The 13,825-nt window shown below is 61.9% G+C and carries 9 protein-coding genes; 1 reads left to right on the plus strand and 8 read right to left on the minus strand.

The window, feature by feature from the left end; all coding sequences use genetic code 11:
- Positions 1–334: 334 nt before the first annotated feature.
- Entirely contained in the window at positions 335–1,042 is a 708-nt protein-coding gene (locus tag I5L79_RS21450) for a LytR/AlgR family response regulator transcription factor (protein WP_262894924.1), read from the minus strand.
- Positions 1,039–2,103: a sensor histidine kinase gene (locus I5L79_RS21455; RefSeq protein WP_196957140.1), complete on the minus strand. Its 1,065-nt coding sequence runs from the start codon at positions 2,101–2,103 to the stop codon at positions 1,039–1,041. Before I5L79_RS21455 ends, I5L79_RS21450 begins: the two co-directional genes overlap by 4 nt.
- Positions 2,104–2,351: 248 nt before the next feature.
- On the opposite strand from I5L79_RS21455, the gene I5L79_RS21460 reads away from it, so the two are divergent.
- Positions 2,352–3,092, plus strand: a complete 741-nt coding sequence (locus tag I5L79_RS21460; protein ID WP_196957141.1) for a S41 family peptidase — start codon at positions 2,352–2,354, stop codon at positions 3,090–3,092.
- Here the strand turns inward: I5L79_RS21460 and I5L79_RS21465 are convergent.
- From I5L79_RS21465 to I5L79_RS21490, 6 genes are all read right to left on the minus strand, one after another.
- Positions 3,025–6,045, minus strand: coding sequence for a Tn3 family transposase (locus tag I5L79_RS21465; RefSeq protein WP_196957142.1), 3,021 nt, complete (start codon positions 6,043–6,045; stop codon positions 3,025–3,027). The genes I5L79_RS21460 and I5L79_RS21465 overlap by 68 nt on opposite strands.
- 34 nt (positions 6,046–6,079) lie before the next feature.
- Positions 6,080–9,169: an efflux RND transporter permease subunit gene (locus I5L79_RS21470; protein WP_196957143.1), complete on the minus strand. Its 3,090-nt coding sequence runs from the start codon at positions 9,167–9,169 to the stop codon at positions 6,080–6,082.
- Positions 9,170–9,276: 107 nt separating this feature from the next.
- Positions 9,277–10,521 carry an efflux RND transporter periplasmic adaptor subunit gene (locus tag I5L79_RS21475; RefSeq protein WP_196957144.1) on the minus strand — a complete coding sequence of 415 codons (1,245 nt, stop codon included), beginning with the start codon at positions 10,519–10,521 and terminating at the stop codon, positions 9,277–9,279.
- Positions 10,522–10,542: 21 nt separating this feature from the next.
- Complete coding sequence (locus I5L79_RS21480; RefSeq protein ID WP_196957145.1) at positions 10,543–11,901, minus strand: TolC family protein; 1,359 nt, start codon at positions 11,899–11,901, stop codon at positions 10,543–10,545.
- 218 nt (positions 11,902–12,119) lie between these two features.
- A complete protein-coding gene (locus I5L79_RS21485) occupies positions 12,120–12,938 on the minus strand; it encodes a phosphatase PAP2 family protein (protein ID WP_196957146.1) in 819 nt (272 codons plus the stop codon).
- A 71-nt stretch (positions 12,939–13,009) separates the two neighbouring features.
- The gene (locus I5L79_RS21490) at positions 13,010–13,792 is read right to left on the minus strand and encodes a phosphatase PAP2 family protein (protein WP_196957147.1); all 783 of its coding nucleotides are present in this window, start codon (positions 13,790–13,792) and stop codon (positions 13,010–13,012) included.
- Between the last annotated feature and the right edge of the window lie 33 nt (positions 13,793–13,825).

Raw genomic sequence — 13,825 nt, forward strand, 5'->3', positions numbered from 1 at the left:
ACAGGGGAAAGCAAGATAACGCCGGAAGATAAAGGGCCGGCGCAGAAACCACAGCAGTAACCAGCACGCTGGGAGGTTCTGCGGCTAGTGAGGGACAGGACTAATGCAGATCAAGAAGGCCCGCACCCAGCCGCTAACAAAAGCAAATTCGCCGCCTGTGACTACCGTGACGTGATAATCATTTGGATGTATTTAAACGGACTCCTATCCTTTCTGGTGTCAAGCACTACTGCACGCATTTGCAGGCCTCGCTTGCGTAATGACCAAGCTGTTGGGCAAGGCTTCGCGTCATCTTCCCTTACACTGGGAAGGAGGCCATTCTACAAGCGGAGACTTAGTGGCTTTGTATAGTTCTGGAAAATTGTTCGCGATACGTAATGCCTATGGGTATCGATTTGTTCTGGATGATGACGCTGGCCCGTTCAATTATGCCTATGTGTTTCAAGGAAACAATGTAGGATTTATGGATCCGAACGAACGTAGCAGGGGAAAGCAGCTTCAGCACGTCGTTCATCGGCAACAAGGTCGTAATCTTCCCATTCTTGGTATGAAAGGTTATGTAATTGCCGCCCCCTTCAATATAGAGGATGTCATCAGGTTCTATTCGGAACCTTTTCGTGCCGCTTTTCACGAGGATGGATTCACTCGGCGGTTCCACCGGCTGCGCGGGGGTAGCCCCCCCTTTTGGGGTTAATGGATAGCTACTGGCTTTGTTGACTGCTTTGAGGAACCGCTCATACTTTATCGGTTTCAGCAGAAAATCAATGGCATTGAACTCATAACTCTCCGCCCCGAACTCCGAATATGCCGTCGTGAATACGATATTAGGGATAACAGGCAGGGACCTGAGTAATTCCAGGCCGGAAAGTTCGGGCATATTGATATCCAGAAAAACCAGGTCTACCGGCGTGCTCACCAGAAAGGCCATGGCCTGGAAGGGATTGGTAAATTCGCCTATGTACTGTAAAGAAGGCGTTTTTTGAATATAACTGGCCATGAGCTCTAGTGCAAACGGTTCATCGTCGACAGCAATACATCTCATGGCTTTGGGGTAAGTTCCAGTTGAAGTCTGACGTGAAAAGAGGACTCCGAGTCATCAATGTCTAACGTGTGCTGGTCTGGATACAGGAGTAGCAACCGTTCCCTGACATTGTTCAAGCCAATACCGGAGTTAGGTTCCGCTGGCCTGGCATGCCGGGATTTCTCGTTTTTCGTTTCCAGGGTTAAGCTCTTCTCGCTGATCATAATAGAGATCAGCACATCCGACCTTCGACTGAGGAGAATGCCGTGCTTAAATACATTTTCAATAAAGGGAATAAGTATCAGCGGAGCAACCGTGTGGCGCTGCCGGTTGCCTTCTACCCGATACTGTACCCGACTGGCTAATTCGGGCGATAAGCGCTGCCGTTGGAGGCTCACAAAGTCGTCAAGGTACCGGATTTCTTCTTCCAAGGAAACGGTGTCCTCGTTGCTCTCATACAACACGTAGCGCATCAGGCCTGAGAGCTTTTCAATGATGTCGGCCGTAACCAGGTCGTTGCTCTTCGTGGCCGACGCATAGGCCATATTCAGCGTATTGAACAGAAAATGCGGGTTAATCTGGGCTTTCAGATATTTTAGCTGGGTGGTTAGTGCCGCTTTAATGACTTGTTGCTGCAGTTTCTGATTCTCAAACCACTGCTTCGTGAGCCCATAGCCCAGGGACAACGAGAAGAGGACCGTTTTGCTCTGGATGTTCTGCACGATATCCGACCCCAAGGGCTCTTTCTCAGTTGAAAAAAGCGAGAGGCTGTATCGGTGATCAAAAACGGCGTTTCCAAGGACAGCCGCCGCATAGAGCAGTAGGGACCAGACAACGTACGTTTTATAGCGTTGCTTATAGAATAGCCACGGCACCAAACCGGAGGCATTTCCATAAAACAAGGCCACATTGAAGCCGGCACTCCACAGCAAGGGCCAGTAAATACTGCCTTCCTGCTTTCTAAAAGGCCCCAGGGTATTAGCTGTATGCCAGATATAGGCAAACAACGAGGTCCAGATAAGGGCATGCAGCATCCATTCCACATGCTTTGTTTCCGTACGCATCCGAAGGCTTTGGATCATGGATGGGCTGGTTATTATCCAACATCAAAGATACCCTTATGCGCTTGTCCGTGACGAAAATCTATGTCAATAGCCTTTCCTGCCATTCCTATTGCATTCACCCTCCTCCTGTAGTCATTCACACAGCAATTCCGGCTACGTGAATAAGCCAATTGCCCGCGTAGCGTACTGTATTCACCTTTGACTGAACGGAACACCAGGGGCCTTTTACTACTGGCTACCTGTTTATAAATAGTTCAGGATCAAAGATGAAAAACCTGCGATTAGCCACTTTGGTAGTGGCCCTTTTACTTCCCTCCCTGGCTCGCGCGCAGGGTAGCCAGAAGGCCGCCACACAGGTTCGCCACCTGCTAGATTCCCTAGAACTTCGTCTGAAAACGAACTATGTCTTTCCCGATAAGGCTACGTTTATTTCCAAGCATCTGAGGAGCCAGGTAAAGAAGCACACCTATGCATCCTTGGCCAAGGAACCTGAAAAGTTAGCGGTACAAATTCAAGCGGATATTTACACAGCACACCGCGACCCTCATATGGCGGTGGAATACAATCCTGCTTTAGCCCAGCGAATCCAAAGAAGCGACCAGGAGTCCGAGGAGGAAACCCTGCAATTTGCTCAATGGGAGAAGGACAACAACTTTATGTTTAAGAAGGTGGAGCTGTTACCCGGTAATATCGGCTACTTCCCCTTTACCATCTTTGTTGGACAGGTAAAAGAGGCAAAACCAATCATTGCCTCCGCCCTGGGTTTTTTAGCTAATTCCAGTGCCATAATCATTGATTTACGGGAAAATAATGGGGGACAACCGGAAATGGTAAGCCAGCTGGAAAGCTATTTTTTCAAAGAGAAGACCCGCATGAACAGCGTAGTAACGCGCGCCAACCAGGACAGGGGTAGCACAAGAGTAAGAACGGAAACCAACGCTAAGGAATTTGCGCGAGTTGTTCTTCCCAATCGGCCGGGTCCCGCAACGGCCGCAATTGCCCCGTAGCAAGGCTTTCGGGCAACGTAAAATCGTAGCGTCCCAGCATGTTGACGTGCTCATGCAACAACGGCGAAAGCCGGGCAATGTCCTCCTCCAGTACTTCCCCACCCGTTTCTTGGTGTTGCACCAGCGCTTGCTGTAAATAACGCGTGTTCCATAGCACCAGCGCATTCACCACCAAACCCAGGGCCCCTAACTGGTCCTCCATACCCTCACGGTACCGTTGGCGCAGCTCGCCTTTCTTGCCGTGAAAGACGGCGCGGGCCAGCGCATGCCGCCCTTCACCCCGGTTGAGTTGCACCAGGATGCGCCGCCGGTAGGCCTCATCATGAACGTAGGCCAGCAGGTAGCGCGTTTTCTCCACCCTCCCTAACTCGGCCACGGCCCGGCCCAGGCCCGATAAGGCCCCGGCCCGTTGCAGGGTGCGTATCACGGCCGGGGCCTTGACCTTGCCCACTTTAAGTGAGCCGGCCAGCCGTAGCATATCGTCCCAGTGCTCGATAAGGAGACGGGAATTCACGACGTGGCGGCTCAACGCGTTCAGCGGTCCGTAGTCGTCGTCTTTCTGCAGCCGCCAGAAACGCTGGTCGGCCAAGTCGGCCAGCCGGGGACTGAAGCGGTAGCCCAGCAACGCGAACAGGCCGAAAACCACGTCGCTGTAGCCGTGGGTGTCGGCCATGATTTCGCGTGGGTCCAGGCTGGTTTGCTGTTCCAACAGCCCGGCTAGGATGAAGAGGGAGTCGCGCAGCGTACCGGGAATGACGATGCCGTGAAAGCCGGTGAACTGGTCGCCCGTGAAGTTGTAGTAGGTCACGCCACGCTGCGAGCCGTAGTATTTGCGGTTCCAGCCGGCGTGCAGGGTGCGCACGGGCACGACGAAGCGCATCCCGTCGGCCGAGGCCACTTCCCCACCGCCCCAGGCCTGGGCCAGCGGCAGCCCCGCTTGTGCGTCCACGAGCCGGGCATTCGCGGCGGTAAGCGTTTCGACCCGCACGTAATTTTGCTGTACCCACGACAAGCGCGGCAACGTCAAGGCCGGTACGTCGGCCCGCGCCACCGTTTTCAGGCCGATGTTGCAGGCCTGGGCCAGCAGAACAGCGCAGATACTCAGGGGCAGGTCGGTGGCGACCGTCTGCCCATCGGCCACATGGCTGAAGGCGCTGGCAAAACCGGTAAAGGCCTCCACTTCCAGGAGCAGCGCGGCCAGTTCGACTTGGGGCAACTGGCTGGCCAGGTGCTCCCGCAGGTGCTGTAAGCGCGCAGACTCCTGCTGCGCCGCCAGGGGACTGACGACCACGTATGGCTGTCCGTTCTCCTGCCGCAGCTCCAGGGCCGTATTCTGCGCTAGATTTTCACTCACCTCGCGGTAGGCATCCCGCAGCTGCTGCTGAAGTCGACCCACTTCGACGGTTGGGTCAGTAGACCTTTCTAGGGCCCGCGCCACGGAATCGCGGGCCACCTCCCACTGTTCGCCCCGAAGCAGTTCGGCCCGTGGGTCGCCGTACCGTTCACTGCGCACCACAAATACCTCCCGGCGGCGCAAAGCTTGATGCAGCCGGTTGAGCACGCATAAGGTATACGCGGGTGGATTTACCTCGCCTTTGGCAGGAAATACCCGCCCCGCCCACCCCTTGGGCACCACCGCGCGGGGGGCGGCAGTCCATTTGGGCCGGCCCCGGCCGCTCGTTTCCTGCGCTTGCAGGAAGTGCCAGGCATCCAGTAGGGGTTTGGCTGATGGAGTACCTTCGAACTTGACGCTGCCGAGCAAGGCGGGCAAGAAGCGACGCACCGTGGCATAACTGCCGCTCAGCGCTTGCGCCATCGGGTCATCCTGCGGGCTGGCCAGCGCCTGCACGGCGTCTGCCGCCGCCCGTAAACGGGCCTCGCCCAGGACGGCCAGGGCCCGGGGCCGTATTGCTTCGGCGGGTACCGCCTCGTCGAGCAGGATGCAGACAGCTTGCTGGAGCAGCAGGGCGGCATGGTCCAGGTCTTTGAGCGAGCGAAGCCGCTCACGACGACGCTTGGTTTCCCCGCGCAGGGCCAGCGACGTCATCAGCCCGTCAAACAAATCCAGCACGTCGTCGGTGGCCGTGCGTTCCAAGGCCTGCACGAACACCAGCAGCGTGGCCAGGCGACGTTCCTCGCTCATGCGTAGCAAGGGCTGGGCCCACGTTAGTTGGGCATGTCGGGCCATACGGACCAGCCGGGCTTCGGCTACATCCTGCACGGACACATCCCCCACACCGACGGCCCGAATCTGCTCCACCCGCCGCAGGGCGACCACCAGGGCAGGAGCGGACACGCGGGTGGGCGGTGTGCGCAACACTTCCAAGGGCGTTAGCCGCTCCCCCGCGGGCACCAGCAGCAACGCTTCCAGGGCAAGCTGCTGCGCGGGACTGAGGCGGGCCCGCAGGTGGCGGTAGATGTGCTGGCCACTCCGTTCGCGCACCCGCGCAATGAGGCGCGTCAGGAGCGAAACGCCTGGCAACACCACGCGCAGATTAACCAGATGCGCCGTGGTCAAATCAAACAGAACGCTCGGGCGCACCGTGCTGGTGGTTACCTGCGCGTAGAGCCAGCGTGTGAGTCGAAACGCTTGCCGGGCATCAAAGGGCACGTACCCTGAGTACGCCACCAGGCTGGCTTGGTGGTCATACCACGTATTGGGGCGGATGAGGTAGCCGTCCAACGACTCCGCCGGCAAACCGAGTTGCTGAGCCAGCGTGTGGACCACACTGGCCGGCACCTGCGTGGGGTCAGGCAGAAAGGTGCCCAGAAAACGGAGCGTGCAGAGCTGCACGGCACATCCCAGTTTGTTGTAAGGGCGCCGACGCCCCGACAACCACTGCAGGTCCGGGGCACTCAGGTAGAAGAAACGGCTGAGTTGCTCCAGGCTTGGGTCGGCATGATAGCGCCCGTACCGAGCGGCTTGGTCGTTGCTAAGAAATTCTACCGGCATCGGGGCAGCGTCCAGGGTTTCAGCCCACGCTTTTCTACTGGTTCGCGGAGTCAGACGGGATACCTGCCTTCCGCCCGAAGGCCCAGTACAGGGCCGGCATGCCCAGCAGGTTCAGCACCGTGGACGTGATGACGCCGCCCAGAATCACCACCGACATGGGGTGCTCGATTTCCGAGCCCGGCTCGTTGCCGGCTAGGATGATGGGCAGCAGGGCAAGTACCGAAGTCAGGGCCGTCATGATGATGGGTGACACCCGCTCCAGGGAGCCGCGAATAATCAGTTCCTTGCCGAAAGGCATGCCCTCCTCGCGTTCCAGGTGCTGGTAGTGGCTCACGAGCATGATACTGTTGCGGGCGGCGACGCCAAGCACGGTGATAAAGCCCACGATGGAGCCCAGCGACAGCACCCCGCCCGTGAGAAACGCTGCCAGCAGGCATCCCGACACGGCAAAAAACAAGCTCAGAATACCCAGCGTGGCCAGCCGCACGGTGCCGAAGTCGGTGTAGAGCACCAGGAAGATGCCGATGAGCGAGAGGCACACCAGCAGCGCCATGCGGTTTTGGGAAGCCTGCCGCTCGGCGTACTCGCCCAAGATTTCGGGGTGGTAGCCGGCACTAAAAGCCACGCCGTCGACCTGTGCCTGCACGTCGCGGGCCACGCTGCCCAAGTCGCGGCCGCGCACGTTCAGCGTCACGTCGATGCGGCGGGAAGAGGCTTCGCGGGTGATTTCGTTGGGGGTGGGCACGATGCGCACGTCGGCCACTTCCTTGAGGGGCACGGCCCCGCCGCCGGGCAGGCCCACGAGCAACTCGCGCACCGCGCCGAAGTCGGAGCGCACGGCCGGCTGCCCCCACACGGCCACGTCGAAAATCTTCTGCTCCTGGTAGATTTCACCCACCTTACGGCCCTTCACCAGCGTGCTGATGACCTGCAGCACGGTACCGGGGTTCAGGCCGAAGCGGGCGGCGGCTTCGGGCTTGATCTTCACCTGAATCTGGGGCACCAGCGTCTGTTGCTGCACTTTCAGGTCGACCACGCCCTCTACGCCTTCGAGCTTGGCGCCTACTTCTTTAGCTTTGGTGTAAAGCTGGTCGAGGTCGGGACCGAAGATGCGCACCACGATGGTGGCCGAGGTGCCGGTGAGCACCTCCTTGATTCGCTCCCGCAGATACGTCAGCAGGTCGCGGTACAGGCCGGGGTAGCCGTCGACTACGGTCTGGATTTTGGCCACCGTGGCCTCATAGTCCACCTTGGGGTCCACGGAAATCCAGAGCTCGGTGAAGTTGGGGCCGACCACCTCATCTGCCACCTCGGCCCGCCCGATGTGGGCGCCGAAGTTGCGCACGCCGGGAATGGCGCGCAGCTCCTTGCTGGCGCGCACCGTGATGCGCGACATGGCCTGCAGTGAGGTGCCGGGCTTTTCCACCCAATGCATCAGGAAGTCGTACTCCTTGAAGTTGGGCAAAAACTCCTGACCGAAAAACGGTACCAGCAGCATCGACACCACTGCCACGCCGGTCAGCGACCAGGCCACGCGCTTAGGTTGGGCCAGCAAACTGGGCAGCACCCGAGCGTAGTGCCGCTTGAGCCAAGCCACCACCGGCGCATCCTTCGACTTTTTCTCCGCCGCCTTGGGCAGCAGTAGCAGGGCCAGCGCGGGCGTTAGCGTCAGCGCGACGAACAGGGAGGCCAGGATGGCCAGTACGTAGGCAAAAGCCAGCGGCTGGAAAAACGCGCCCGACAAGCCCGGCAGCAAAAAGATGGGCAGCAAGACCAGCGCCACGATAACGGAGCCGTAAATCACGGCCGAGCGCACTTCCATTGAGGCCTCATACACCACCGCAAACGCGGTTTTGGGCGAGCCGGCCTCGTGGTTCAGCCGCAGTCGGCGCATGATGTTTTCCACATCGATGATGGCGTCGTCGACCACCTCGCCCAGCGCAATGATGAGGCCGGCCAGCACCATGGTGTCGATGGTTTTGCCGGAGTAGCGCAGGGCCAGCGCCGCCGCAATCAGCGACGTGGGCAGCGCCAACGCGCTGATCAGGGCCGTGCGCCACTCGTACAGGAAGAACAGCAGCACCAACACCACCAGCACGCAGCCAATCAGCAGCGACTTGTTAAGGTTACTCAGCGACATCTCGATGAACGTCGCGGGCCGGAAGATGGTCGAGTCGATTTCCAGGCCCTTCAGGCCCGGCCGCATAGCGTTCAGGGCCGCTTCCACCTGGCGGGTTACGTCCAGGGTATTGGCGCCGGGCTGCTTTTCCACGATGAGCAGCAGACCGGGTCCATCGTTTATCACGGCGTCACCGATGGGCGCGGGGAAGCCCTCGACCACCTGCGCCACCTCGCCCAGCTTCAGACTCACGCCGTTGCGAAACGTGACGGGCATCTGGGCCAAATCGGCGGCCGACTGAATAGCCGAGCTTTGCGACACGGCCAAACGCTGGTTGGGCGAGTCGATGAAGCCGCCGCCAGCTAGCGAGGTGGCGTCGGCCGTGGCCTTTTCCACTTCGGCTAGGGTCAGGCCCAGCGTGCGGAGCTGCTCGGGGTTCACCAGCACCTGCAGCTGCCGGTCGCGCTGGCCCCAGATGGCCACGTTGGCCACCCCGGGCACCGCCATCAGACGCGGGCGGATGCTCCAGCGGGCCAGCGTCGTCATCTCCACCTGCGTCAGGCTATCGGAGGAAACGCCAATCTTGAGTACCCGGCTGGTCGAAGACAGCGGGGAGAGCATCACCGGGGGGCGGGCCACGCCGGGTAGTGTGGGCGCCACCCGCGCCAGCCGCTCCTGCACCGCCTGCCGGGCATTGTTGATGTCAATGCCCTGCGGAAAGTACAGCACCACCGACGAGAGGCCCAGCACCGACTTGGACCGGATTTTCTTCACGTCGGGCGTGCCGTTCAGGGCGTTTTCCAGCGGCACGCTCACCAGGGCTTCCACCTCGGCCGTGCTCAGGCCAGGCGCTTCGGTCTGCACTTCCACGTAGGGCGGCGCAAACTCGGGAAATACGTCCAGGGGCGTGTTGCGCACCACCTGCAGGCCCGCCACCAACAACACCCCAAACAGGATGACCACTACCAGCCGCAGCCGCAACGCCGATTCTATGATCCACTTCATATGGTGAAATTGTGAAATGGTGAGATGGTGAGTTTGATGTTCGGATGGCGCAGTTCTGCGCAAATGGCGCAAGAAGAACGACAACTCACCATTTCACCATCTCACCGTTAGTGGCTGCCGCCAAATTCAGTTCCGAATAATTCTGCCGCGCCGTCCGTCACGACTTCCGCGCCGGCCTGCACGCCCCGGGAGATGACAATTTGGTTGCCCACTGCCCGCTGCACCTCCACCCGCTGCCGGGTGTACTGCCGGGGTTTGGTGCGCACGTACACCCACTGTCCGCCCGACGCGTCGTAGAGCAGCGCGGCGGCCGGAATGGTCAGGGCGGCCGTTGTGGCGGTGCCGCCCGTGGCTGAGCTGCCGCTGCCCAGCGTCACGTCCACGGCCACCCGCTCGCCGGGGCGGAAGGCCTCGTTGGTGTTGTCCAGCTCGTAGAACACGTCGGCGGTGCCCGTGCCGGCCGTACCCGCCCCGGGCGTGCCGGTACCGGCGGAAGTGCTGAGCAAAGGGGCTTCCACCGCCCGGGCTTGCCGGGCCGCGCCCCCGTTCAGGGGCCGTACGGTCACGGATTGTTCCTTGCCTACCCGGCGCAAATCACCCACGAACAGCGGCACGCGCACCCATACTTTGTTGAGGGCGGCCAGCTCCACCAGCACCGTGTTGGCCGTCACCACCGAGCCGGGCGCGACGCTCACGCGCTGCACCACCCCGCTCAGCGGCGCTTTGATGGGCAGGGCCTGCCCGCCGTTGGTATTGCCGTTCATGGCCCCCTGCCGGGCGCGGGCGTCGGCCAATGCGCGCTGGGCCAACGCCACGTCGGCGCGGGCATCATCGCGGGCCCGGACGCTTCCGGCGCGGTCGGCCAGCAGTTCCTCGGCCCGTTGCAAGCGGGCCTGGGCCACCTGCAGCTGGGTGCGGGCCTGGGTGGTGCCCTGGTCGAGGGTGAGCAGGTCGCGCTCCGGCGGCAGCGGCACCAGGCTGTACAGCGTCTGGCCCTGGCGTACGCGCTGCCCGGCCGTGAGGCTGGCCCCGCCGCGTAGCGTGCCCTGCACCGGCGCCACGATGGTCACGGCCTGGCCCGGCACGGCCTGAATCTCGCCGCCCACTTCCCGCGTGGCCTGCACGTTGTCGGTTTTGATGGCCACGGTTTTGATGCCCAGCCGCTTTTCCGCGTCAGCAGTAATAACTATGGTAGTCAGGTCCGACTCCTTGACCGGGTTTTCGACTTCGGCGGGGCTGACGGCCTTGGGCTTTTCGGCTTTGCCGCAGGCCACCATGCCGCCGAGCAGGCTGGTCAGCGCCAGGCAGCGGGCGGCCACCAGCAGAGAGGATGTGAACGGGGGAAAGTACATGGCAGGAAGATGTCGGAGAAGTTAGAAGCGGCCCCCCACGGCGTAGCGCAGCCGGGCCAGGGCGCGGCGCTGGTCGGCGCGGGCGTCGGCGGCGCGCTGGCGGGCGTCGAGCAGCTGGCGGGTAGTTTCGGCCACCTGCACGTAGGGAAAGTCGCCGTTGATAAAGGCGTTGGTGGAGCGGCGTAACGCGTCGCTCAGGCTGGGCAGGTAGCTGCGCTCCCACAGGGCGACGCTCTGGGTGGCCTGCTCGTACTGGGCGTAGGCCTCGCGCACGTCCAGGTTCACGGTCTGGCGCAGGGCCAGGTACTGCCAGGAGGCCTGTTCCAGTTCGGCTTTGACCCGCGAGATGCGGCCCTGGTTGCGGTTGAAGATAGGCAGGCCGATGGCCGCGCCGGGAGCCAGGCTCACGGGGTTGGGGTCGTTGAGGCGGGCATTGAGCGAGAGCACAAACGAAAACACCCGGCTCCGTTCCCACTTCAGCCGCTTGCCGATGCCCTCGATGCCGATGCGCGCCGCCCACAAATCGGGCCGGGCCGCGTAGGCCGAATCCAGCAGCGTGCGCAGCGGCGGCACGGCCGGCGTAGTAGCAGCCGGCCCGGCAAAGCGGACGGAATCAGCTGTCACCGAATCCAGCCCGAGGGTGGCAAAAAGCCGCAGGCGGGCCACCTGGGCGTCGCGGCGGGCGCGGTAGAAGTCGTCGACGGCGCGTAGGCTGTCAGCGCTGGGGGCCACGGTTTCCAGCTCGCTGGCCTCACCCACCCGGTAGCGGGCCCGCACGATGCGCGCCACCTCAGCCCGCATGACAATTGCCTCACGGGCAATGCGCAGCCGCTCCTCGGCCAGCGTGATGTCGGTGTAGGCTACCTGCGCGTCGCGGCTCACGAGCAGGCCCCGGCTCACCAGGCTTTCGGCCACGCGCTGGGTTTCGAGCTGGGCGGCTCCCACCCGGCCGGGGCGCTGCCAGAGCAGGTCGGAGGCGAAGTTCAGGGCCAGAAACACGGGCGAGGTGCCGTAAGCTGTCACACCCGTGAGCACAGGGTTGGCCAGCAGACCGGCGTCCTGCAAATCAGCCTGGGCCAGGGCCAGCGTACTCAGGTCCGCCTGAAAGGCAGGATTGCGCGTGAGCGCCAGGCTCACGGTTTCCTCCTCACTCAGGCCGTCCTGCAGGTTGGGCAGAGCGGGGGCGGGGGCGTTAGCTGAGCGGCCCGGCCCCAGCTCGTAGCCGGCCCGCGTCTGTAGCCGGCGGGCCACATGGTCGCGGGTGTAGGTCGATTTGGTACTCACGCAGCCCGTCAGCAGCAAAGGCAGCGCCAGCAGCCCGACAATAGCCAGACGGCCAGAGAGAAAAGTAGTACGAAAAAAGAAGGGTGTATCCGGCACAGTGAAGTGGGTAGGGGTACAATAGCAGGTCAAACTGAACCCGCTGTCAGATAGCAGCCAGCAACAAAGCGAAAAGCCCAGCAGGAGCTTCGTCGGTGAGCATCAGCCCGACAAAGCTCCTGCTGGAATCTGAAGTAATTCTGTAGCTCGCGTTATTTGCTCGCCAGCTCGTTTTACCGGCTCAAGAAAAGCTGCCTTACCCGGCTGGTGTTGCCCGGCTAGTGCGTCGGGTGCCAGCTTACCGTCAGACCGGGCGTGCCGCCGCCGAAGTAGGCCGGGGCCACGTTCAGGCCCACCAGCGTGAGCTTGCGTCCCCAACGGTTGCGGTGGGTGAGGTAGCCCAGGTGGGCCGACAGAATGCCAAAGCCGGCCCCGGCCACCACGTCGCTCTGCCAGTGCTTGCTGTTAATCATGCGCAAGGCGGCTACGCTGGTGGCCAGGGTATAGGCCCCCACGCCGTACCACTGGCTCTTGTCGCGGAACTCGGTGTGCACGATGCTGGCCGCCAGAAACGCCTGCGCCGTGTGGCCCGAGGGAAACGACAGGTTGTCGGACCCATCCGGCCGGGTTTCCCGCGACAGGAACTTCACCGCGTAGGTGGTGCTGAGCATAATCAGCTCGCTTTTCAGCACTACCAGCCCGATGTTGAGCCGGTCGTTGCGCGACTCCACGCCGGAGAACAGCACGGCCCCCAGCTCCAGGTACGGGGCGAAGATGAGTAGGTCGTCGGCGCGGGTGCGGAAGGTGGGGAATACCCGGTGAATGTCGCGGTTGGCCTGCTGGTTGGTGTAAAAGCCACCCCCGTTGAAGGTGTAAGCCCCATAGCCAATGAGCACGGCCGGCACGATGGTGGCTTTCACCAGCTTGCCGGCGTACCAGGGCTTCTTGCTGCTTGCCGCTACGGCATTGGGGTTCTCAAACTTGTGCGTGGTATCCGGGAGTATCTTCTGCGGGGGCACTACCTGCGCAGAAAGAGGGTGAGCTACTACGCCGCTCAACAGGAGCAGCAACGGGTAATGGATAAGTCGCTTGCGCATATGCTGTCTGGCAGAAAGTGGGGCCACAGGAAGAAATGGGGCCGGATTCAGGAAGAGAAGGAGCAGCGGCCTCACAGCCTGACCACCGCGGTGGCCCCCACGGCGCCCTGCTGGTAGCTGGGTACCACCAGCGCCCGGCTGCCCAGCACCCGGCGCATCGGCTTCATAACGCGCGGATACAGCCAGTAGGCCGCTTCGGTGGAGAGAATGCCCACGCCGGCTCCGGCCAGCACGTCCGAGAGCCAGTGCGCATCCTTGGCCATGCGGATGCCCCCTGTAGTGGCGGCCACGCCGTAGCCTCCGAGGCTGTACCAGATGCTGCGCCCGCCGTATTCCTTGTGCAGGAACGTGGCCGAGGCAAAGGCCAGGCTGGTGTGCTGGCTGGGAAAGGAATGGAAATCGGACCTGTCGGGGCGCTGCACCTGCGTGAGCTTCTTCAGGTTGCTGGTCGCCGCGTCGTTGAGGGTGAAGGCCAGCGCCGCCAGCAGCAGCTGGTCCACTGGTTTGTGGCGGCCCGGCACCCCGGCCAAACCCAGGCCGAGCGTTACTGCCCCCGGCAGGTAGCGCAGCTGGTTGTCGAGCGTGGTCGTGGGCCGGCCCATGTGCTCGCGGATTTCCTCCCGCAGCTCCTCGTCTGATTCCAGCAGCTCCACCCGGTGGGTGGTCAGGGCGCCGGCCGTGAGCAGCAGCGTGGGCACCAGCACCGCCCGGCTTACCGGCCGCTGCCAGAGCGCCCGGTGGGCCGTGGAGTCACCGGAAGCGGGTATTTTCAGAGCAGCCGGGGCTGTCTGAGCCCGTAAGGGGAACAGGGGCAGCAGACAGCACAGCCAGGGGAGCAGCACAGAGCGAAACATACAGAAGGCAGCAGCAGGTAGGCCCCAAACGTA

This window comes from Hymenobacter guriensis, assembly GCF_015773195.1.
Classification (GTDB): Bacteria; Bacteroidota; Bacteroidia; order Cytophagales; family Hymenobacteraceae; genus Hymenobacter; species Hymenobacter guriensis.